Genomic DNA, 21,227 nt, shown 5'->3' on the forward strand with positions numbered 1-21,227 from the left:
GGACGCTACTCTGCTTGGCCGTCCGATCCACCGCCACGGAGTCGCTGGAGCGCGGCGGCGCCTGCGAGGCCGCCACCAGCCGCGAGCATCCCGAAACCGGGCGATCCGTCACCGCTGCCGTTGGAATTGCTGGACTCTGGCTCACCGACCGTCACCACGTGCTCGACGGTGGTGGTTCTCCCATCCTGTGTACGGATCGTTGCCGTCAGAGCGTGCTCACCGGGATCGTCGTAACTCGCCTCGGCCGTGCTCCCTGTACCGACCGACGATCCGTTCGTCGACCACGTCGTCTCGAGGAGAGTCGAATCGTACTCACCCACGGAGTCGATGGACAGGTCGACGGAATCGCCGGGAGAGACCGTCGTAGGCGTGACCGAGGTCGAGATCTCGTTCGGGTCGAGCGGCGTCGAGAGTCGCACGACGCCCAGTTCCGAATCTGCACCGGTTCCAGCCCTGCCGAGCGCGTAGGCCACTCCGTCCCCAGATGGGACGATATCGAGGAAGACGCTGCTTCCGTCGACGGTCCGCGTCACAGATGGCGACGTGAGGTCGGTGCCCGCTACGATCCGGCCCGTTACGGTGCCGCCCGAGTTTCCATCACCATCCCCGTCGGCAGCGTCCTCGGCCGGTTCGACGGCTGTCCTCCCCGAAAACACCCACTCGTCCGATCCCGGGGGGACTGCAGCGTCTGCAAGTGCCGTACCGAACCCGTCGACGGATCCGGTCCAGTCGATCGTCGGCGGGTCGCCGCTGAGCTCCATGGCCCAGCCGGCGTTCGTACTCTCTCCGCCGCCGACGTCACTGCCGACCACGAGATACCGATCCTCTGTGGCTGTGAACCCGAGGGGAACGCGGCCGCTCAATCCGGTATCGACCTGCCAGAGTTCGCTCCCATCGGCGTCGAGTTGTGCGAGTACTGGCTCGTCGTCGTTCGGGGACTGCTCGACGTTTCGATAGCCAAGGTAGTAGGCACCGCCGTCGTCCGCGGACGTGAGTTCGAGTGGCGAGATGCTGCCGTCCGCCGTCGCGTAGCTCTGCTTGTACTGTCGTTTGCCGTCGGTATCGTACCGTACGAGGACCGTTCCGCCGTCGTTCAGATAATCCGTCGCAGCGACGAGATACCCGCCGGTGACCTGGGCGAGGCTGGTTGGATCCGGATAGTCGGTCGTGCCGACGATGCCCGGAACCGTCGCCGACCACTGCTGTTCGCCGTCGTCGGAGACGTGCACGATCGGAGCGTCGAACCCAGTCACGCTGTCGGCCCAGTCGACCTCGATTTCGACGCCCACGACGACGTATCCACCGTCGATTCCGGGTTCGACGGCTCTGTACCCGTAGCGGGTGGCGTCCTGTTGGGGATAGCCGAACGTCGTAATCGTTTTCGAGGAGCCGTCGGGCGTTATCTCGACGAGTCTGGCAGCGGTAGATGTGTCGGGTCCCTGCAGGAGATTACAGAGTGCAACGACGCCACCGCTGCCGTTTGGGGCGGCGTCCTCAACGCGCCAGCCGAGGTCGTCGGAGTACCGTTGGTCCCACTCGATCTGCACGCCGTCTGATTGCGCGGAGTCGGGAGAGTTGGCTTCGCCGCCTGGTGATCTCGCGCTGGCTACCGGACCGACGCAGCTCGATACGCCAGCGCCGATTGCGGCGAGCGTGGCACGTCTGGTTGGAGACATGCCACGGGGTCGCCGCGGCATCGTACTTGAACCTGTGGAGCCCTGGGGCTACCCGGTGCTTCGAGTGGGCATCAATCGGAGGTGGCAGTCGCCTCGCGTTGCGCACTGCAGGCTGCCAGGCGCTGGGGCCTTGCGTCGGCAGGCGTGGCGTCCTCGCTTTCTGAATCCTTCGCACTCAGGGATACAGCACCCAGGAGCGATCGGTAGATCCGGAGGTGGTGGCCGGCGACGGTCTCGAAGCTGTTCGCCTCCTTGTAGCGCCGGACGCTGTCGGAGAGTTCGCCGCGGCGCTCGTCGTCGTGGAGCAGTGCGCTGACGCGGGCCGCGATCGTCTCGACGTCGTCGATCGGGACGGTTTCGAGTGCGCCCCACTCCGACTCGATTCGCCGGAAGTAGGACTGGTCGCTCGCGAGAACGGGAAGCTCCTGTGCCGCACACCAGTTGAAAGTCCCACTCTGAGTGACGACGCGGTAGGGCAACAATGCGAGGTCTGGCGTGGCGAGCGCGAGCGGGAACTCCTCGTCGTCGAGAACCCCAGTGATCGTCACGTTCGGCGGCGCCGTCGACTCGAGATCCCTGAAAAAGGACTCGTCGAACCCCTTGGGCCGCGCGCCGCCGGCGATCAGGAACTCGACGTCTGGCAGCTCCTTCGCGACCTCCACGAAGACGTCGTGGCCCTTCGGCGGCCGAACGAAGCCGGGGATCGCCACGACGTCGTCCGCGGGATCGAAGCCGAAGTACTCGCGTGCGGTCGCGCGATCGGCCGAGCTCGCGTCCGCGACGTTGACGCCGTGAGGGAGCACGCTATACTCGTCGTGCTCCTGCGCCGCGTGGTCGTGAAACCGTTCCTCGCAGTCCTCTGAGAGGAAGATCACGTGGTCGGCAACCCTGGCGATCAGTTCGTGCATCACGAAGAGGTAGAGTCGCTTGGCGAAGCTGGCTTCCTCGGGAGCGGGCGTGAGAACGGAGTGCATCGTTACGACGATCGACTGTCCGCGAATCCGCGTCGCGAGCCAGAGTACGGGGAAGAAGACGAGGCCGAGCACTCCGGGATAGATGCTCCCAGGGCGTCGGAACAGTCCGTACTCGTGCTGGACGTGGACCACGTCCGAGCCGCGAACCGCGGCCCGGAGTGCGACGGAGACGAAGTGGGCCGCGCTCGGATCGTCCTGTTCCAACTCGATCGAATCGGTCGTCGCTCCGGCGTCGGCAGTCGTCGCATCGGCTGCCCCGCTGACGGTCGACGGGTCGTCGCTGGTCGCTGTCGTCACAGCGGCCCGGTTCGTTGGCGACGTTTCGCCGCCGCTCGCTGCGGTGCCACCATCGCTTACCCGCTGGACGTCGCCGTTCGTCGTCGCCCCCAAATCACCACCCGGTTCTCGATCCGCCGAGTCCGTCGAAGACTCGTCGGGTTGCAGGGCGTCGAGGGCGTTCCGGAGATCGCGCCCGTACGTACCGATCCCACAGGAGGCGTCACCTGGCGTGGCGATCACCGTCACCGAGACGTCCGATCCCCAAGTTGGCGATGCCGTCCGCTCGTCTGCAGTCGACTGTTGGTGTGTCATGATCCGTCGAGTAGCGAGGGGCCCGTCCCGCCGTCGTGACCCCGGGACGTGACCGCGCTATGCGATGGTGGGAGCAGGAACATACTGTAATGAGCCGCATTGTCGAGAGTAAGATCGCTGAACCCCGACGCCACCTGTGAGTATCCGTCGGTCAGCCTCCGGACTCACTCTGAAGTGCTGCCCGGCGTGTACCCGATGGCACCTTACCGGTGGCGGTCGGTGACAAAGCCCGGCGTACGTCGATCACCAGCGAACGTATCCCGCTCGCAAGAACAGGAGGGTCGACGAGCGGACGCTGGTGGACTCTCTGGCGATTCACTCCGGGGGCTGACGGAGAGCGCGAGACCAGAGACCAGTACCGCTACTCCTGGCGAATCGGCGTCGGCGAGCGGTGGATCGCCGGCGCGCGTCAGTTCGGTGGCGAGGATTCAGACGGCCGATCTGAACGAAGAAAGCGACGATTACTGCACGCCGACCCCGTTCTATCCGGGCGATTTTGGTAAGAATGTCGTCGCTCCAGGAAGGAGTGGCCTAGCCCGGGTCGTCGGTGGCTCTCGAACGGAGTAACCTGACTGGCACCCGGAGTAATCTGGCTCGCAACGAGCAGGGTTTCGGCAGAAGTCAGACAGGCAGGACGAACAAAGGACAGGCTACCCCGTAAAAAAGGGAATGACCCCCTGGGCCGGACCGTGGAGTAGCGATGGACCATCGATCCACCACCGCAGGTATGGACTCACTTCCAAGCGCAGTGACCAGACAGGCCACCCTTATCGCCGCGGGTGAGCAGCGATGACCACACACCGCGTCGCATTCGTCGGCACCGGCGCCGACCCCGAAAACCCCACCAGCGACGGGTTTGCGATGGCGTACCAGCACGCAGCTGCCTACGAGAAACTCGATTCCTGCGAACTCGTCGCCTGTGCGGACATCGTCAGGGAGAACGCCGAGGCGTTCGCCGTTCGCCACGATATCGACGAGGAGGGCGTTTTCGAGGACTACGAGGAGATGCTGACGGCCGTCGAGCCGGACGTCGTGAGCGTCTGTACGCCGCCATCGACCCACTCGGATCTCGTCGTCGGCTGCGCCGAGAGCGGCGTCGTCGACGCGATTCACTGCGAGAAGCCGATGGCGATGACCTGGGGCGGTGCGAAACGGATGGCCGCGACGTGTGAGCGCGCGGGCGTCGCACTCACGTTCAACCACATGCGACGGTTCGGCGATCCCTTCCGCGACGCGAAGCAGCTCCTCGACGACGGCGCGATCGGCGATCTCCAGCGTATCGAGTACAGCTGGGGGAACTTCTACGACAACGGCACGCACGCCATCGACATGTGCAACTACTTCAACGACGAGCGGCCCGCGACCTGGGTGATCGGGCAGCTCGACTACCGAAACGAGGAGGTCTACTTCGGGACGCACAACGAGAATCAGATGCTCGCCTCCTGGGAGTACGACAACGGCGTCTACGGCATGGCGACGACTGGACCGGCGTCCGAGATCGCCGACGGCGACTGGCGACTCGTCGGTGAGGAGGGCGTGATGGACGTTCACCTTACCGACGAGGTCGCGGTTCGGGTCCGATCCTACGCGGACGGCCGGACGATCGAACGCGAGTACGACGACCTCGCGTCCGACGAATCCTGCATCGACCGCGCGATCGAGGAAGTCATCCAGGCCTACGAGGCGAGTGAAGAGTCCGAACTCTGCGCTCGGAACGCGCTCAACACGACGGAGATCATCTTCGCGGGCTACGAGTCCGTCCGTCGGCGCGGCCGCGTCGACCTCCCGCTCGACATCGAGGACAACCCCCTCGAGGAGATGGTCGAGTCTGGTGCGCTCTCGCCGCAGACCAGCGGCTGACGACGACGCGACCGCCAGCAACCACACCCTCGTCGTCTCGGGCAGACTGATTCTGCGATACGACCCGCCTACTAACGCCGCTGGGCCACCGATCCGATCGCATGGCGCCTCCCACCGTCGAGGAGATCGATCAGACCGACGAGTTCGTCCACGTCCGCTTTCGCGATCCCGACGCGTTCGACGAAATCCGAACGCCCGACTGGGCCGCCAACGTGGGGGACTCCGTCGTCGAGGACGCGGAGGTGCGGATGGGAGACGAGAGCGGGAACGCGGACTGGGACGTACAGAGCGTCCTCATCCCGACCCCCGTCGACGTCGACACCGCGGAGGAGCAGGCCGCCGAGATCGCCGAGAAGATCGAATCCTGAAGCGGACGCGATTGGACCGGTCGAACAGTCTCGGATGCGGTCACGCCTCATTCGCCGTCTCGAACGGCTTGTTCGTCAGCCCGACGGAGTAGCTGCCGTCGGTGGAGCGGTCCTGGTTCTCGACGTTGCCTCCGACGTACGCCGCGTCGATACGCGTCTGCACCGGCGCCTCGTGGCGCCAGAGCGTGCCGTGGACGTTCGCGCCGTAGAGCATGCCGAAGCGGTTGATGTTCGCCTCGTCGCCGGCGATCAGCACGCCGTCCTCGCAGGCCTCGACGTCCAGCCACTCGACGACGTTCGCGAATGACTGTCCCCCGAAGCGCAGTGACGTGCCCTCCCTGCTACAGACCGAGCCCGTCAGGCCGCCGAACTGCACCTGCCGCTGGTCGAGTGCGATACCTGCTTGAGCGTTGTGCACGCCGTAATGTCGGCTGTTGAGGACGAAGTTCAACCGACACGCTGCGGTGGCGTCCGGCGAGCCGTTGTTCGTCGCGAACCGGAGGTCGCAGCTGTTGAACGCGTCCTGAAAGTCGTCGCTGCCGAGCCGGAAGAGGACTCCATCGCGATGGCCCTGGAATCCGACGCCGGTAACCTCGGTGTAGAACACGTGTGCCCGACCGTCCTCCCCGTCGCCGTCGGTCGCGACGATCGAGAGCCCGTCGCCGGGACCCTTTCCGAAATCGACGACGCTCGCGGCCAGGCCGGCGCCGCGGATCGAGACGTTGTTCTGGAGGTCGTCGTACTCTGCGAGGTCGATCGTGGTCGGTTCGCTGGCAGTGACTCCGGCGGGCACGCGGATGACGCCGCCACCCTGCTGGTCGAGACGATCGAAGGCGGCCGCCCAGTCGCCGTCGTCGAGCCACACGGCGTCGTCGTATCGCTGTTGCATGAGCGTATCCCGTAGCAGCGTCCGGGGGTGGATTAGTAGGACGTGCGTAGTCGAGGGGAGAGCGGCCGTATTCTGTGGTACGGCGACCTTTCTTCGATCGCCGTGGTGGGTTTCACGGGGACCGGCGGCTGTGATTCCCGCGACCACATCGGTTTTCACGCTGGCTCCCGGAGCCGTCTACATGTCCCGCTCGCGGAAGCCCGAGTGGCTCCGGTCACAGATCCCCACGGGCGAGGAATTCACCCGGGTCAAGGCGACGCTTCGCGAGCACGACCTCACCACCGTTTGTGAGGAGGCGAACTGCCCGAACCTCGGCGAGTGCTGGTCGGGCGCGGAGGGTGGCGGTCCCGCGGCCGCGGACTCGGGCGCCACCGGCAACGGAGCGGCCGCCGGTCCGGATGCAGCGGGGGCCGGTGGCAACCGCGGCGGCACGGCGACGTTCATGCTGATGGGCGATCAGTGTACGCGAAGCTGTGGCTTCTGTGACGTCGACACCGGTGGCGGACAGCCACTCGACCCCGATGAGCCGGCGAACGTCGCGAGCGCGGTCGCCGAGATCGGGCTCGAGTACGTCGTCCTGACCTCCGTCGATCGCGACGACCTCGACGGCCAGGGCGCGGCACACTTCGCGGAGACGATCCGGGAGCTCAAACGTCGCGATCCGGGTGTGCTCGTGGAGGTTCTCATCCCAGATTTCCAGGGCGATCCAGAACTGGTCGGGAAGATCGTCGACGCCGGACCCGACGTCATCGCGCACAACGTCGAGACCGTCGAGCGCCTCCAGACGCGGGTCCGGGATCCGCGGGCCGGCTACGAGCAGTCCCTGGCCGTGCTCGAACAGGTCGCCCGCGACTCAGACGCGCACGCGAAGACATCGATCATGCTCGGCCACGGCGAGTACGATCACGAGGTGTATCAGGCGCTCTCGGACTGCCGGGAAGCGGGCGTCGACGTGATCACGCTCGGCCAGTATCTCCGACCCTCTCGCGACCACCTGCCAGTTCGAGAGTACGTCCACCCGCAGCAGTTCGATACCTGGCGCCAGGTCGCAGAGACGGAGCTTGGATTCCTCTACTGTGCGTCGGGGCCGATGGTCCGTTCCTCCTATCGGGCCGGCGAGCTGTTCGTCGAGGCGCTCCAGCGCGAGGACGTCGATCTCGAGGAGGCGCGAGCGGCCGCTCGCGACGGAACGGCGGTCGGGGCGGCACAGTCCGGTAGCGCAGAGTGACGGCGGCCAGGTCACGAGAGGTCTACTTGTAGCTGTGAGTGTGCATCGAGCGCCCACCTGAGTGACGCACGTGCTTGACACGCAGAGTCTCACTACCGACGTCGGACAGCGAAGAAAGCGACATCGATCGGCGGAGAACCGTAGGCCGATCGACCGCTCGGCGTTCGCACCGGTGTAATCATTCGTCCATCATAGACCAAGTTCGAACTATGCACGTACGATTCCGGCGGCAGCAACGGCACAGAAGCCCCCTCTACCCGCCGTCGTGCGTTCGTCGTGAACAATGATGACGAAAGCACTATTAGCCGAGCGGCCGACGTACCGGATATGCTTCGGAGGGATTCGTTTTGAGCGTCTTGCAGCCCACGCCCGACGATCGCAAACGCGTGATCGACGAGTCGGGGTCGGTGGTCGAAGGTGCGGAGGTCCCCGACCTGAGCGACGACCAGCTCGTCGAGATGTACGAGCACCTGCGGCTCGCGCGCCACTTCGATGAGCGCGCGGTGAGCCTGCAACGCCAGGGTCGGATGGGTACCTATCCGCCGCTGTCGGGGCAGGAGGGCGCCCAGGTCGGCAGTGCGTTCGCCCTCGAGGACGAAGACTGGATCTTCCCGAGCTACCGCGAGCACGCGACGCTGGAGATTCGGGACGTGCCCCTCGAGCGCATCCTCCTCTTCTGGATGGGTAGCGAGCGGGGGAGCAGGATGCCCGAGGACGCGAACGTGTTCACCCCGGCGGTCCCGATCGCGACCCAGATCCCCCACGCCACCGGTTCCGCCTGGGCCTCGAAGTTGAAAGACGAAGAGGATCGTGCCTTCCTCTGTTACTTCGGCGACGGCGCGACGAGCGAGGGTGACTTCCACGAGGGACTCAACTTCGCAGGGGTGTTCGACACACCGAACGTCTTCTTCTGTAACAACAACCAGTGGGCGATCTCGGTCCCCAGAGAGCGCCAGACCGCGAGCGCGACGCTCGCCCAGAAGGCGACGGCGTACGGGTTCGAGGGCGTGCAGGTCGACGGGATGGATCCGCTGGCGGTCTACCAGGAGACCCGCCGCGCGGTGAAGAAGGCGAAGGACCCCGAGTCCGTCGAACCCCGGAGCGGCGGAACTGACGACGGCGCGGACCCCGATGCGATCGGCGACGCACGCCGCCCGACGCTGATCGAGGCGGTCCAGTACCGTTACGGCGCCCACACGACCGCGGACGATCCCTCGGTCTACCGCGACGAGGCGGAGGTCGAGAAGTGGCGGAAGCTGGATCCGATCCCGCGCATGGAGTCGTTCCTGCGCGAGCACGGGCTGCTCGACGACGAGCGCGACGACGCCATCCAGGCCCGCGTCGAGGAGCGCGTCGCGGAGGCCATCGAGACCGCCGAGTCCGTCGAGCGACCCGACCCCGAGGCGATGTTCGCGGACGTCTACGCCGACATGCCGAAGCGACTCCAGGAACAGCTCGACTACCTCGAACGACTGCGCGCAGATCACGGCGACGAGACGCTGCTCGAGTGACCATGGCTACGGACCCATCCACCCCAGAGACCGACGACGGTGCCCAGGGGACAGACGCAGGCGTACAGGACCCAGACCGATCGAACTGGACGGTATCCCCCGATCCCGAGACCGTCGAGACGGAGGATCTCACCCTCGTCCAGGGCGTCCAGGACGGTCTCGAGACGGAGATGCAACGAGACGACAGCGTTCTCGTCCTCGGCGAGGACGTCGGCGAGAACGGCGGCGTGTTCCGCGCCACGCAGGGGCTCTACGACGAGTTCGGCGAGGACCGCGTCATCGACACGCCGCTTGCGGAATCGGGCATCGTCGGCACCTCGATCGGGATGGCGGCCTACGGGCTCCGGCCCGTCGCCGAGATCCAGTTCATGGGGTTCATCTACCCTGCCTTCGACCAGATCGTCTCCCACGCGGCACGGCTCCGGACGCGATCGCGCGGCCGGTTCACCGCACCGCTCGTGATTCGGGCGCCCTACGGCGGCGGCATCCGCGCGCCGGAACACCACTCCGAGTCGACGGAGGCGATGTTCGCTCACCAGCCGGGGCTCAACGTCGTCATGCCATCGACACCGTACGACGCGAAGGGGCTGCTCGCGAGCGCGATTCGCTCGTCGGATCCCGTGCTCTTCCTCGAGCCGAAGCTGATCTACCGGGCGTTCCGCGAGCCGGTCCCGACCGAGGAGTACACGGTTCCGATCGGTGAAGCCGCCGTCAGGCGAGAGGGGACAGACGTCTCCGTGTTCACCTGGGGTGCGATGGCACAGCGAACCCTGCAGGCCGCGGAGGACCTGGAGGGCGAAATCGACGTCGAGGTCGTCGATCTGCGAACCGTCTCGCCGCTGGACACCGACGCCATCGTCGAGTCGTTCAAGAAGACGGGGCGTGCCGCCGTCGTCCACGAGGCGCCGAAATCCGGCGGGCTGGCCGGTGAGATTGCCGCGACGATCCAGGAGGAAGCGCTGATGTACCAGGAAGCGCCGGTCGAGCGCATCACCGGGTTCGACACGCCGTTCCCGCTGTACGCGCTGGAGGACTACTACCTGCCGGAGGCCGCTCGCATCGCCGACGGTATCCGGACGGCCTTCGAGTTCTAATCATGCCCCGCGAGTTCACACTTCCCGACGTCGGCGAAGGGGTCCACGAGGGCGAGCTGGTCGAGTGGCTGGTCGAACCCGGCGATACCGTCGCCGAGGATCAGCCGATCGCGAAGGTCGAGACCGACAAGGCGCTCGTCGACGTCCCCTCGCCGTTTCATGGAACCGTGCGCGAGCTGCGCTGGGAGGAGGGCGACGTCGTCCCAGTTGGCGACGTCTTGGTGGTGTTCAACGTCGAGGGCGAGGACGACGACGCGATCGCAGCCGGCGAGACCGAGGGCGGCGACGCGGATGCAAGTGCCGACGCTTCGGCAGGTGGTGAACCCGAGGCGACGGCAGCAAGCGACGACACCGGCGACGGAGAGTCCGAGTCGGACATCCCACCCGCTGGGTCGCCCGAAGCAGCCGAGGCCGCAAGCGCCGGCGACAGCGGCCGCGTCTTTGCCGCGCCGACCGCCCGACGGCTCGCCCGCGAGCTGGGCATCGACATCCACGGCATCGAGGGGTCCGGCCCGGGCGGTCGCGTCACGGAGCAGGACGTCAGCGCCGCCGCGCAGGCCGAGCCAGCGCCGGAGGAGGGCGATGGCGGAGCAGCCAAAGCGGCCGGTGGCGCAGCGGACGCGTCGAGCGGTGGATCAGGTGGCATCGAGGCCGCCGTCGACGCAGGCGTCGCAGACCAGTCGACGGCGACGAGTTCGGCAGAGGAGGGGACAGGCGCGGCGGTCTCTGCAGGAGCGTCCGTCGATCGGGAGCGGACGCTCGCCGCACCAGCAACGCGACGGATCGCCGAGGAGGAAGGCGTCGATCTCGACGCCGTCCCGGCGACGACGGAACGCGACGGCGAGCCGTTCGTCACGCCGGAGGCCGTCCGAGAGTACGCCCAACGCCAGCAGGAAGCCCAGTCCGCCGACGTGGACGCCGTCCAGTCCGGCGGTGGCGCCGAGGCCCAGTCCAGCGCCGACGGGACCGGCGCTGCGTCCGGTGGATCCGCAAGCAGCGGCGCGGCCGCACCCACGACGGGCGACGGTGAACGGCCCGAACACCGCGAGCCATATCGTGGCGTCCGGCGCTCGATCGGCGAGGCGATGGCGGAGTCGAAGTACACCGCACCCCACGTCACGCACCACGACGAGGTCGACGTGACCGATCTCGTCGAGACGAAGCAGCGCCTCGCCGAGCGCGCCGAGGAGCGTGGGATCAAGCTGACCTACATGCCGTTCGTGCTGAAGGCCGTCACCGCGGCGCTGAAGGAGTACCCGATGATGAACGCCGCGCTCGACGAGGAGAGCGAGGAGATCGTGTACAAGGAGTACTACGATCTCGGCATCGCGACCGCGACCGACGCCGGGTTGATGGTGCCGGTGCTACCGGCGGTCGACCAGAAGGGGATCCTCCAGATCGCCTCCGAGCTCGACGAGCTGGTCGAGAAGACGCGCGAGCGGACGATCTCCCCCGAGGAGCTTCGCGGCTCGACGTTCACCGTCACGAACGTCGGCGCCATCGGCGGCGAGTACGCGACGCCGATCCTCAACTACCCCGAGGTCGGGATCCTCGCGCTCGGGCAGATCAGCCGGAAGCCGCGGGTCGTGGAACGCGAACGTGGCGACGGCGCTCCCGAGGAGTCGATCGAACCACGCTCGATCCTCCCGCTATCCCTCTCGATCGACCACCGGATCGTCGACGGCGCGATCGCGGCGCGGTTCACGAATCAGGTAATGGAGTACCTCGAGAACCCCGAACTCCTGCTGCTTGAGTAGTTCCGCGCCCGTTCCCGATTTGTTGCTCGCTGCTCACGTCTCGAATGCTCAGCAGTCCTACAAAAACACGCTTCAGGGAACGGTTATCCGTTATTCGTACGAACGACGGAGATGCTATGGCCGAACGATCAGATCCCGAACTGCCGGCACTTCCCTACGACTACGACGCACTCGAACCGCACATCTCCGAGCAGGTCCTCACGTGGCATCACGACACCCACCATCAGGGCTACGTGAACGGTCTCGACAGCGCGGAGGAGACCCTCGCCGAGAACCGCGAAGCGGGCGAGTTCGACGGCTCTGCTGCAGCGATCCGCAACGTCACCCACAACGGATCGGGCCACTACCTGCACACGTTGTTCTGGGAGAACATGGACCCCAACGGCGGTGGCGAACCCGACGGCGACCTGCGCGAGCGCATCGAGGAGGACTTCGGCTCCGTCGACGCCTGGAAAGGCGAGTTCGAGGCCGCAGCCTCCGGCGCCGGCGGCTGGGCGCTCCTCGTCTACGATCCCGTCGCCAAGCAGCTCCGAAATCTCGTCGTCGACAAGCACGACCAGGGCGCGCTCTGGGGGTCCCATCCCATCCTCGCGCTGGACGTCTGGGAGCACTCCTACTACCACGACTACGGCCCCGCCCGCGGCGACTTCGTCGACAACTTCTTTGAGGTCGTCGACTGGGACAACGTCGCTAGCCAGTACGAGAACGTCGTCTCCCGCGTCGAATAAGCGACCACCCGCCCCGAGCAGTCGACGTCCCTCTGAGCGACCGTCCTCCTCTCCGAGCGACCGACCCCGCTTCGAGCGATCGTCGTCCGCTTCGGGCTGCCGACCCCAGCGTCGAGGAACCGGAGATCCCCGCTGACCGCTTCGTATCAGAACTTTTTCGCCCGCGTGCACCGAGACGCCGACGAATGCCACCCTCCACCGCGATATACGCCGACAGCCTGGTCAAGCAGTACGGCTCGACCACGGCCGTTCGCGGCGTCGATCTGGACGTCCCCGCCGGTTGCGTCTACGGTTTTCTCGGACCGAACGGCGCGGGCAAGACGACGACCATGCGCATGCTGACCGGCCTCGTCACGCCGTCGACTGGCTCCGCCCACGTCGCCGGCGTGGACTGCACCGATCGCGAGCGGCTGGTCGAGGAGATCGGGCTGCTCCCCGAAACGCCGCCGCTCTATGAAAAGCTGACCGGCCGCGAGCAGCTGCAGTTCGCGGCCGACCTGCGCGGCCTCGACTGGGAGACCGTCGCCGACCGTTCGCTGTCGCTGTGTGCGGATCTCGCTCTCCGCGACGACCTCGACCAGCGCATCGAGGAGTACTCGAAGGGAATGCGCCAGAAGGCCGCGCTCGTGCAGGCGCTCCAGCACGATCCCGCAGTGCTCTTCGCCGACGAACCGACGAGCAATCTCGATCCGCGCGTCTCTGCGATGGTCCGGGAGCTACTCGTCGATCACGCAGAGGACGGCACCGTGTTCCTCTCGACGCACGTTCTCTCGCTCGTCGAAGAGGTCGCCGACACCGTGGGCGTCCTCCACGAGGGGCGGATCGTCGCGGAGGGGCCGCCCGAACAGCTCTCGACAGACGTCGGCGGCGACCTCGAGGACGCCTTTCTCTCGATCACCGGAACGCCGGACCCGGCGCCGCAATGATCCGGGATCGGCTGGCGCGCCTGACCGGATCGCGTGGTTGGATATCCGCCAGTCATCCTGCTGCGGTGATCGCACGTACGGAAATCCGGACCGGCGTCCGGGCGGTCCTGGACAACACCAGGCAGCTCGCCGCGTTTGGACTGATGGCGCTGTTCGTCGTCCAGATGCAGATCACGACGGTCTGGCAGGCGCTCGACGTCGGCGAGTCGCTCGTCGCCAGCGATCCACCGATCGAGGCGGTCGCAGGCGCGTTCGCGGGGCTGCTCGCGGTCGGCATCTATAGCGGGATCCACCAGCTATCGACGGGATCGGACTCGGCGGGCGTGCGTCCACTGTTGTTGACCTCCGTAGCCCCGCGGTCCGTCGTCCTCGGCCAGACTCTGGCGGAGTACCTGAAACTGCTGGGTCTGCTGGGCGGGCTGGTCGCGCTCCCACTCCTCGCAATCGGCGCCGGGGCGGCCACTCCACTGGTACCACTGGTGCTCGTCGTCGGTGCGCTCCCGCTCCTCTGGGGAGGCCTGCTCGTCGGCCACCTCGCCGGGCTCACGATCCAGACCGCATATCGCCGCGTGCCCGGCGCCCGGATCGTGCGGGGCCTGGTGATCGGCGGGCTGACCCTCGGGGCCGTGATCTGGTGGCTGCAGGTCGTGGAAGCCCAGCGGATCGGGGACGCCGCGTCGAACCTGCTCTCGATAACGTCGATCGGGCCGCTGCAGGCCTACGCCCGGACGCTGCTGGTGCCGGTCGGCGTGTCCGCGACGCCGGTCGACGCGGTGCTCGCGCTGGGCGTCCTCCTCGCCGTCCTGGCGACGACGGCGATCGTCGTCCGGGTCGAGATCGCACACGACGCGAGGGAGCGGCCCGAGCGTAGCGCCAGCGCAGGTAGCCGATCGGTGCCGATAGCGATCGGTTCGCGCCCGAGCCTCCGACTCGGCTGGCGATACCTCGTACTCGGGATTCGGAACCCATCGCGGTTCTCTCACCTCATGTTCTTGCTGATCATGCTGGTCAGCGTCGGTGGTTCGGCGCTCACGAACCCGTCGCTCCTGATCCAGTACGCGCCGGAGGTCGGGGTCGTGCTCGCAACTGCGGTCGCGGGCGGCGCCTACTGCCTGAACCCGCTCGGCGACGATCGCGACCAGCATTCGCTGGTGTTGACGGCGAGTCCGACGCTTCGGCCGCTCTTGCGGGCCCGCGGCGTCGCCGGCATGGTCCTGGCGAGCGTCGTGCTGGCGCTCGGTCTCGGCGTCGGGCTCCTCGACGGCCGTTTCCTCGACGTGGCGGGGTTCCTCGCTCTCGCACCCGTCCTCTTCCTCGCGAGCGTCGGCACCGCACTCGGGTTCGGGGCAGCCGTCCCGTCGTACGAGCCGAACGAGGACGGCGGGACGATCCAGCCCTCGAGCATGGCGACCATGCCCTTCCTGCTGGGAGCGCTGGTCCTCGGCAGCGTCGCCGTCGTGCTGGTTCTCGCCACGATCGGCGGGTCGTCGGCGCGTCTGCTCGCGGTCGGATGGGGGATCCTCCTCCCGACGCTCGCCGCGAGCGGCGTCCTCGGCTACCGGTACGCCGTCAAACGGTTCGACGGGCTGACTCTCGACGCATACTGAGGGACGGACCGTCCGCGCGCGAGCTCGAGCAGGGGCCGAATCGGGCTGCACTGGTGGACATGCTACAGGATCGGTCACGCGGCCCGTCGCGAAGGCCGCTCTAGCCCGGCAGTCCGGAGGAAGGTTTTTATCCCCGGCGAACCAATTTGTAAGTGAAGAGTAAGTTACGGATTTCGCATAACTCTTTTCCGTAGCGGCTCGCTCGTTCCGAACGCCACAGTAGTACAGCCAGCAGTCCGCTCGACACCGTTCCCACCCGTATTCACATCGGCGTTCACGACGAGCGACTGCTGTGACCGGACGAACAATCTGATACATGACACGACCTGCAGACCAGGACGAGACGTCCCACGACGGCCCGATCGACTCGCTTACCGACCCCGCGACGCTCCACGAGCGCGCGGACGTACCGGTTACATCACACACCGTCGAGCACGAAGGCCTCGATCACTGCTCGACCGATATCGCCGGCCGGATCGCCGTCGGGGTGACCGACGCTGACGACCAACTCCTGCTACTCTGCAACGACGAGCTCGGGATCGCACTCCTTCCCCACGGGACCGTCGACGGCGGCGAGGACTGGGCGGCCGTCGCCCGCCGCGAGATTGAGGGCCAGACCGGCATCGAGATCGTCCTCGACGACGTGAAGCACGTCCGCGAAATCGACCACGTCCTCGAGGGCGAGTCCGACCCCCACGCCAGTAACGACGGGATCGTATTCGGGGGGTCGCCGACGGGTGGCGAGATTCAGGAGTGCAAACGCAGTGCCGAAGCCGGCTCGGACGGCTGGCGTGCGGGCTGGTTCGATGGACTCCCCGCGGGAATCGAGCAGCCGAAGGGCGGCCCCGGAAAGGACCTGGAGCTGTTCCGCTGATCCTGCATCGATGACGCAACCGAGATCCGACCGGGCGTTCGAGGCGACCATCGACTGGGAGCAGTACTGGGCGGACGCAGACGAGCGCGACCGAGCCGACGCGAGTCCGAGTAAGACGCTGCTGCTGAAACCGTTGCTCGCGTTTCTGGAGGACCGGAGCGGCGTCGAATCACTGGCAGACGTCGGCTGTGGCACGGGGACCGTCCCCTTTGCAGTTGCCGAGCGCCACCCGGACGTGAGCGTCGGCGGCTACGACGCCGTCGCGCCGGGCGGCAACCTCCTTCTCACGTACCACAACGCGCTGGCCCAGGCCCACTTCCGGCAGATCGCCGCAGATCCACACGAACACCTCGACGATGACTCGCCGTGGGACCCAGAGCGATTCGCCGACCGGTTCGAGGCCGTGCTCGACGGCGAAAGCCTGCTCTCACACGAGCGAATCCACGACGTGCTGGGCACCTGGCCCCGGAGCGTCTGGTCGGTGGCGGGCGAGGACGATCGGTATCCTGCGTGGCGGCACAACCCGTTCGCGTACGTTCCGAAGTGAACAACATCGGGCGCTGAGCGCCACACGAATCCAGTGGAATCTCGGAAATTCCTGCGACATTTATCACGACGGGCGCCCTCGGTTGGAGTAACATGGTCGTCGGCGACGTCTCCACAGGCACGGACGTACTGGTCATTGGCGGCGGGCCCGCGGGCTACACCGCGGCGATCCGCGCGGGACAGCTCGATCTCGACGTGACGCTCGTCGAGAAGGAAGCCTACGGTGGCACCTGTCTGAACCACGGCTGCATCCCCTCGAAGGCGCTCATCACCGCGACGGATCTCGCCGAGCGCGCGGGCGACGCCGAGCACATGGGGATCCACGCCGATCCCGCGGTCGATCTCGGTGCGATGACCGAGTGGAAGGACGGCGTCGTCGATCAGCTGACCAGCGGCGTCGAGAAGCTCTGCAAGGCTAACGGCGTGAACCTGATCGAGGGGACCGCGACGTTCGCCGGCGAGGGCCGCGCTCGCGTCGCCCACGGCGGCGAGGGGCAGGGCTCGGAGACGATCGATTTCGAGCACGCGATCGTCGCGACCGGCTCGCGTGCGATGTCGCTGCCAGGGTTCGACTTCGCCGACGAGCCGATCCTCGACGCCCGGCAGGCGCTGGCGCTCGAGGAGGTGCCCGACTCGATGCTGGTGGTCGGCGCGGGCTACATCGGCATGGAGCTCGCAGGCGTGTTCGCGAAGCTCGGCACCGACGTGACGATCATCGAGCTGCTGGACTCGGCGTTGCCAGCCTACGACGACGAACTCGCTCGGCCAGTGAAGAAGCGTCTCGAGTCCCACGGAGTGGAGTTCCACTTCGGCGTCGGCGCAGAGGAGTGGACCGACAACGGCGACGGCACCGTGACCGTCACCGCGGCGGCGATGGACGGCGGCGGACCGGCTGCCAACGGCGAGACGCCCGAGGACGGCGGGACGGCCACTGACGGAGGCGAAGCGGCCGAAGCGGGCGAGGCAGCCGACGAGGCCACCGAATCCGAACAGTTCGTCGCCGAAACCGTCCTCGTCGCGATCGGCCGGGAGCCGGTCACCGACACGCTCGATCTCGACGCGATCGGCCTCGAACCCACCGAGCAGGGCGTCCTCGAGACCGACCATCGGGCCGAGACGGCCGTCGACGACGTCTACGCCGTCGGCGACGTCGCCGGCGAGCCGATGCTCGCACACAAGGGCTCCGCGGAGGGGAAAGTCGCTGCCGAGGTGATCGCCGGCGAGCCCGCGGCGCTCGACCACCAGGCGATCCCCGCAGCGGTGTTCACCGAGCCCGAAATCGCGACCGTCGGACTCACCGAGGAGGAGGCCGTCGAGGAGGGGTTCGACCCCGTCGTCGGCGAGTTTCCCTTCGGCGCGTCCGGCCGGGCGCTGACTGCCGACGAGACCGACGGGTTCGTCCGCGTCGTGGCCGACGCCGAGACCGAGTTCCTGCTCGGCGGGCAGATCGTCGGCCCCGACGCCTCCGAACTCGTCGCCGAGATCGCGCTCGGAATCGAGCTCGGCGCCCGGCTTGAGGACGTCGCGTCGACGATCCACACGCATCCGACGCTCGCGGAAGCGGTGATGGAGGCCTGCGAGAACGCTCGTGGGGAAGCCATTCACACTCTGAATCGGTAGGCGAGGGAGCAGAAGCTAGCGGCAGAAACAGCCATTGGAGGGAGGAGCAGCAACCGGATGATGAGCAGCAATCGGTGGAAGGGCAGCAACCGGAGGTAGGGCAGCGATCGGTGGAAATTACTCTTCGAGAAGGTCGACGCGCTCGCGGAGCCACGCCGCCGCAGCGTCCACGGCGTCGCGATCGGTGCCGGACAGCTTCACCCGGACGTGGTCACCGGGGTAGCTCCCCACCGCCACGTCGAAGCGCTCCCTGAGGTCGTCGAACCGATCGACGAGGTGGCTCTCGGGCTCGTCGACGGCGATCTGGCGAACGTACCGCTGTGGCCCACTGAAATTCTCGGCGACGTCCGCGAACATCGCTTTCATCTCCGTCGGAACCCCGGGGAGGACGTAGACGTTCTCGAGGACACAGCCCGGGGCGACGCCGACCTCGTTGTGCAGCGGGTCGGCACCGCGCGGAATCGCGGTGGTGCCGGGGTCGAGGTCAGCAGCCGCGTAGCCGCTGTGCTCGACGAGCCAGTCCTCGGCCGCCTGGTCGTGGGCGACCTCACGGCCGAAGGCCGCGGCGACAGACTCCATCGTCAGATCGTCGTGCGTCGGGCCGAGCCCGCCGGTTATGACGACCGCGTCGTACTCGGCGCGGTACTCGTTGACCACGCGGGCGATGTCACCGACGACGTCGGGGAGAGTGATGACCCGACGGACGTCCACGCCGCGGTCGGTCAGCTCGCCGCAGAGCCAGGTGGCGTTCGTGTTCGCCGTATCGCCGGCGAGCAACTCGTCGCCGACGGTGACCACTGCGACGTTCATGCATGCTCTTGCGCTGGCGGGGGCAAAAGGGTCGCGGGATCCGGTACCCGCTGACCGCGTTCCGCTATCCCATCCCCGGCGGGGGACGGTTATCGTCGTCATCGTCGTCGCGATCCAGATTCAGCCCCTGGGCGGCGCGCCAGGCCTGAATCTCGCGGATCTTGCGTCTGTAGTAGACGAAGACCCCGGCGCCAGCGACGGAAAGCACTCCGGCGAGTCCATAGAAGAGGAAGAAGTCCCGGTCACGGTAGAACCGGACGAGGATCGTCTGGTCACCGTTGACGCCTTCCCACCGGAGCACGGTGTGTCCGTCGACGGTGCTCGTACTGTAGCTGCGCGGCGAGACGTCCGAGAGGAAGAGGTCGCCGACGCTGTGGTCCGTCGGGAGCGTGACGGTGTAGTTGCCGCCCGTGAACGCGGGGAGGTGTAGCTCCTTGTTTCGGCGATCGCCAGTGAACGCGAAGCGGCCCGGCCCCTCCGGCAGCCTGACGCGCGTGCGGCGGGCGTTCTGATCGACGTCGACCGCTTGCGGCCCGACGATGGTGCCGTTAGGATACTGGTATTTGACCGCGCGGATGTCGATGGAGTGCGGTCGGGTGAACCCCCGTTCGGAGAGCGTGAACTGCGTCTCGTTGCCGGTGTAGATCGCCCGGTAGTTGTCGGTGGCGAAGAAGCCGGCCTGCTTGATCTCGATTTGTACCGTGACGTTCGAGGGCCACTCCTCGATCGTGGCGTCCTGGTCCCACTGGTACGTGTTGTTCTGAGCGAGTTCGTCCTGGGAGATTCCGGAGCCGAACTGCCCGATACAGCCCGTGAGCGCGATCAGCCCCAGCAGGGCCAGGAGCACGAGGACGCGGCGAGTCGAGCTGTTCGAGGTCATCCTTACACGACGGCGCGAAGCTGTGCCGGCAGATACTCGCCGATCGAGGCGATCAGCCCCGGCGGGTCCGTTCCGTCCTTGCAGACGATCGACTGCTCTAGCATCCCGAGGCGCTCGACGGTCACGATGTCCTGTGCGTGTCCGGCGCGGTTGACCGTCGCGCGGACCTCCGAGCGCGTCGCGCTGTTGACGGTTACGCGCCCGGATCCACGCTGCCAGTCGTAGAGACGGTCGCGCTCGGAATCGGCGAGGTCTGCGACGATCTGACCATCGCGATCGTCGGCGTCCGCATCGGACTCTGGCACCACAAACTCCATTGCGAGATGCTGGACGAGGCCGAACCGCTCGACGATCTGCTCGGGGTTCCCGGGGCCGAGGTCGATGCCATCTGGCGGGATCCGCACTGGCTGTCCGGCGTCGAGGACGAACCCGCCCTCGTCCCAGGATTCGAGCGTGCCGACGTAGGTTTCGCCAGGCTCGAACGTGCCAGGGCCGCCGTCTCCGTCCGTCGCGACCGGAATCTCGCCGAACTCCTCGGCGAGCAGGTTCCGCGCGACGACCTCGTCCTCGCCGTCGAGCGTGACGACGGGGAAGTCGTCCTCGCGAAGCTCGATCTCGACGTCGACGTCGAGATCGCTCAGTCGGTCGCCGAGTAGCCCCCTGAGACTGCGCAGCGTTCGCTCCCGGGCGTCACCGGCGACGTAGCACTTGCGGGCCAGGACCACCGCCGCCATTATGCGTCCGAACCCTCGATGTGGAGCTCGTCACGGAGCGACGCGATCCGCTCGTGCATCGCCTGGATCAGGAGGTCATTGTCCATCGTCTCCAGCGGGGAGCCACACTCCGGACACTCGAAGCCAAACTCCATCGCCTCGCCGAACTCGAAGCGGATCGAACAGACCTCACACAGGTAGAACTCGTGGTTGCGCTCGTACTCCTCGCGCTCATCGAGCACGTCGTGGAGTCGGTAGAGCTCCTCCTCGAGGTTCTCCGGGATGTTGTCGTACTGGAACGTCCAGAGGTAGGTCAGCCAGCCGGAGTCCTCGTCGCGGAGCCGACGGTACGTCGCGAGGTCGTTCTCGTAGAGAATGAACAGCGCGCGGCGGACGTCGTTGAGCTCCATGTCCAGCTCCTCGGCGAGCTCCTCGTCGGTCACCTCGCCGTCGGGCGGTGCCGCGGCGACGGGCATCCCCTTCGGACCGACCAGCTCGTGGAGGTACTTCTGGATCACCGGGTCCTCGAGTAGATCCTCAAAAGCCATTGGTCGATTTTGGGGGCGTGAGTCGTT

General features: G+C 66.9%; 19 protein-coding genes. 12 read left to right on the forward strand and 7 right to left on the reverse strand.

Annotated elements, in window-relative coordinates; translation table 11 throughout:
- Positions 1-5 precede the first annotated feature (5 nt).
- The gene (locus tag MXF70_RS00970; RefSeq protein ID WP_248516720.1) at positions 6-1,676 is read right to left on the reverse strand and encodes a hypothetical protein; all 1,671 of its coding nucleotides are present in this window, start codon (positions 1,674-1,676) and stop codon (positions 6-8) included.
- Between the two features lie 71 nt (positions 1,677-1,747).
- On the reverse strand, positions 1,748-3,241 hold the full coding sequence (locus tag MXF70_RS00975; RefSeq protein ID WP_248516721.1) for a glycosyltransferase family 4 protein: 1,494 nt from the start codon (positions 3,239-3,241) through the stop codon (positions 1,748-1,750).
- Between the two features lie 789 nt (positions 3,242-4,030).
- Between MXF70_RS00975 and MXF70_RS00980 the strand changes: the two genes are divergently transcribed.
- Both MXF70_RS00980 and MXF70_RS00985 read left to right on the forward strand, forming a co-directional pair.
- Entirely contained in the window at positions 4,031-5,101 is a 1,071-nt protein-coding gene (locus tag MXF70_RS00980) for a Gfo/Idh/MocA family protein (RefSeq protein ID WP_248516722.1), read from the forward strand.
- 101 nt (positions 5,102-5,202) lie between these two features.
- Positions 5,203-5,469, forward strand: coding sequence for a hypothetical protein (locus MXF70_RS00985; protein WP_248516723.1), 267 nt, complete (start codon positions 5,203-5,205; stop codon positions 5,467-5,469).
- A 40-nt stretch (positions 5,470-5,509) separates the two neighbouring features.
- On the opposite strand, the gene MXF70_RS00990 is transcribed toward MXF70_RS00985, so the two are convergent.
- Positions 5,510-6,358, reverse strand: a complete 849-nt coding sequence (locus tag MXF70_RS00990) for a hypothetical protein (RefSeq protein WP_248516724.1) — start codon at positions 6,356-6,358, stop codon at positions 5,510-5,512.
- A 181-nt stretch (positions 6,359-6,539) separates the two neighbouring features.
- On the opposite strand from MXF70_RS00990, the gene lipA reads away from it, so the two are divergent.
- The 10 genes from lipA to MXF70_RS01040 all read left to right on the forward strand — a co-directional run bounded on the left by lipA (position 6,540) and on the right by MXF70_RS01040 (position 18,249).
- A complete protein-coding gene (lipA, locus tag MXF70_RS00995; RefSeq protein ID WP_248516725.1) occupies positions 6,540-7,586 on the forward strand; it encodes a lipoyl synthase in 1,047 nt (348 codons plus the stop codon).
- Between the two features lie 347 nt (positions 7,587-7,933).
- Positions 7,934-9,097, forward strand: a complete 1,164-nt coding sequence (locus MXF70_RS01000) for a thiamine pyrophosphate-dependent dehydrogenase E1 component subunit alpha (protein WP_248516726.1) — start codon at positions 7,934-7,936, stop codon at positions 9,095-9,097.
- A 2-nt stretch (positions 9,098-9,099) separates the two neighbouring features.
- A complete protein-coding gene (locus tag MXF70_RS01005; protein WP_259370379.1) occupies positions 9,100-10,191 on the forward strand; it encodes an alpha-ketoacid dehydrogenase subunit beta in 1,092 nt (363 codons plus the stop codon).
- Between the two features lie 2 nt (positions 10,192-10,193).
- Positions 10,194-11,948, forward strand: coding sequence for a dihydrolipoamide acetyltransferase family protein (locus MXF70_RS01010; RefSeq protein WP_248516727.1), 1,755 nt, complete (start codon positions 10,194-10,196; stop codon positions 11,946-11,948).
- A gap of 116 nt (positions 11,949-12,064) precedes the next feature.
- Positions 12,065-12,676 (forward strand): superoxide dismutase [Mn], encoded by a 612-nt coding sequence (gene sod / locus MXF70_RS01015; RefSeq protein WP_248516728.1) that lies wholly within the window; start codon positions 12,065-12,067, stop codon positions 12,674-12,676.
- Between the two features lie 185 nt (positions 12,677-12,861).
- Entirely contained in the window at positions 12,862-13,602 is a 741-nt protein-coding gene (locus MXF70_RS01020; protein ID WP_248516729.1) for an ABC transporter ATP-binding protein, read from the forward strand.
- A 65-nt stretch (positions 13,603-13,667) separates the two neighbouring features.
- The gene (locus MXF70_RS01025) at positions 13,668-15,209 is read left to right on the forward strand and encodes a hypothetical protein (protein ID WP_248516730.1); all 1,542 of its coding nucleotides are present in this window, start codon (positions 13,668-13,670) and stop codon (positions 15,207-15,209) included.
- A 316-nt stretch (positions 15,210-15,525) separates the two neighbouring features.
- Positions 15,526-16,083, forward strand: coding sequence for an NUDIX hydrolase (locus MXF70_RS01030; protein WP_248516731.1), 558 nt, complete (start codon positions 15,526-15,528; stop codon positions 16,081-16,083).
- A 10-nt stretch (positions 16,084-16,093) separates the two neighbouring features.
- Positions 16,094-16,630 (forward strand): class I SAM-dependent methyltransferase, encoded by a 537-nt coding sequence (locus tag MXF70_RS01035; RefSeq protein WP_248516732.1) that lies wholly within the window; start codon positions 16,094-16,096, stop codon positions 16,628-16,630.
- 92 nt (positions 16,631-16,722) lie between these two features.
- On the forward strand, positions 16,723-18,249 hold the full coding sequence (locus MXF70_RS01040) for a dihydrolipoyl dehydrogenase family protein (RefSeq protein ID WP_248516733.1): 1,527 nt from the start codon (positions 16,723-16,725) through the stop codon (positions 18,247-18,249).
- Positions 18,250-18,366: 117 nt separating this feature from the next.
- Here the strand turns inward: MXF70_RS01040 and MXF70_RS01045 are convergent, their stop codons facing one another.
- From MXF70_RS01045 to MXF70_RS01060, 4 genes are all read right to left on the reverse strand, one after another.
- On the reverse strand, positions 18,367-19,059 hold the full coding sequence (locus tag MXF70_RS01045; protein WP_248516734.1) for a competence/damage-inducible protein A: 693 nt from the start codon (positions 19,057-19,059) through the stop codon (positions 18,367-18,369).
- A 64-nt stretch (positions 19,060-19,123) separates the two neighbouring features.
- On the reverse strand, positions 19,124-19,939 hold the full coding sequence (locus tag MXF70_RS01050) for a DUF5803 family protein (protein WP_248516735.1): 816 nt from the start codon (positions 19,937-19,939) through the stop codon (positions 19,124-19,126).
- A gap of 2 nt (positions 19,940-19,941) precedes the next feature.
- On the reverse strand, positions 19,942-20,673 hold the full coding sequence (locus tag MXF70_RS01055) for a DUF2110 family protein (protein WP_248516736.1): 732 nt from the start codon (positions 20,671-20,673) through the stop codon (positions 19,942-19,944).
- Entirely contained in the window at positions 20,673-21,200 is a 528-nt protein-coding gene (locus tag MXF70_RS01060; RefSeq protein ID WP_248516737.1) for a transcription factor, read from the reverse strand. The genes MXF70_RS01055 and MXF70_RS01060 overlap by 1 nt, the downstream gene beginning before the upstream one ends.
- Between the last annotated feature and the right edge of the window lie 27 nt (positions 21,201-21,227).

The sequence above is a fragment of the Salinarchaeum laminariae genome (genome assembly GCF_023204835.1).
Lineage (GTDB): Archaea > Halobacteriota > Halobacteria > Halobacteriales > Salinarchaeaceae > Salinarchaeum > Salinarchaeum laminariae.

What these genes read in the sequence shown, in the direction of transcription:
- MXF70_RS00970 (WP_248516720.1), bottom strand. Translation starts at nt 1,676, where the DNA reads ATGTCTCCAACCAGACGTGCCACGCTCGCCGCAATCGGCGCTGGCGTA.
- MXF70_RS00975 (WP_248516721.1), bottom strand. Translation starts at nt 3,241, where the DNA reads ATGACACACCAACAGTCGACTGCAGACGAGCGGACGGCATCGCCAACT.
- MXF70_RS00980 (WP_248516722.1), top strand. Translation starts at nt 4,031, where the DNA reads ATGACCACACACCGCGTCGCATTCGTCGGCACCGGCGCCGACCCCGAA.
- MXF70_RS00985 (WP_248516723.1), top strand. Translation starts at nt 5,203, where the DNA reads ATGGCGCCTCCCACCGTCGAGGAGATCGATCAGACCGACGAGTTCGTC.
- MXF70_RS00990 (WP_248516724.1), bottom strand. Translation starts at nt 6,358, where the DNA reads ATGCAACAGCGATACGACGACGCCGTGTGGCTCGACGACGGCGACTGG.
- lipA (WP_248516725.1), top strand. Translation starts at nt 6,540, where the DNA reads ATGTCCCGCTCGCGGAAGCCCGAGTGGCTCCGGTCACAGATCCCCACG.
- MXF70_RS01005 (WP_259370379.1), top strand. Translation starts at nt 9,100, where the DNA reads ATGGCTACGGACCCATCCACCCCAGAGACCGACGACGGTGCCCAGGGG.
- MXF70_RS01010 (WP_248516727.1), top strand. Translation starts at nt 10,194, where the DNA reads ATGCCCCGCGAGTTCACACTTCCCGACGTCGGCGAAGGGGTCCACGAG.
- sod (WP_248516728.1), top strand. Translation starts at nt 12,065, where the DNA reads ATGGCCGAACGATCAGATCCCGAACTGCCGGCACTTCCCTACGACTAC.
- MXF70_RS01020 (WP_248516729.1), top strand. Translation starts at nt 12,862, where the DNA reads ATGCCACCCTCCACCGCGATATACGCCGACAGCCTGGTCAAGCAGTAC.
- MXF70_RS01030 (WP_248516731.1), top strand. Translation starts at nt 15,526, where the DNA reads ATGACACGACCTGCAGACCAGGACGAGACGTCCCACGACGGCCCGATC.
- MXF70_RS01035 (WP_248516732.1), top strand. Translation starts at nt 16,094, where the DNA reads ATGACGCAACCGAGATCCGACCGGGCGTTCGAGGCGACCATCGACTGG.
- MXF70_RS01040 (WP_248516733.1), top strand. Translation starts at nt 16,723, where the DNA reads ATGGTCGTCGGCGACGTCTCCACAGGCACGGACGTACTGGTCATTGGC.
- MXF70_RS01045 (WP_248516734.1), bottom strand. Translation starts at nt 19,059, where the DNA reads ATGAACGTCGCAGTGGTCACCGTCGGCGACGAGTTGCTCGCCGGCGAT.
- MXF70_RS01050 (WP_248516735.1), bottom strand. Translation starts at nt 19,939, where the DNA reads ATGACCTCGAACAGCTCGACTCGCCGCGTCCTCGTGCTCCTGGCCCTG.
- MXF70_RS01055 (WP_248516736.1), bottom strand. Translation starts at nt 20,673, where the DNA reads ATGGCGGCGGTGGTCCTGGCCCGCAAGTGCTACGTCGCCGGTGACGCC.
- MXF70_RS01060 (WP_248516737.1), bottom strand. Translation starts at nt 21,200, where the DNA reads ATGGCTTTTGAGGATCTACTCGAGGACCCGGTGATCCAGAAGTACCTC.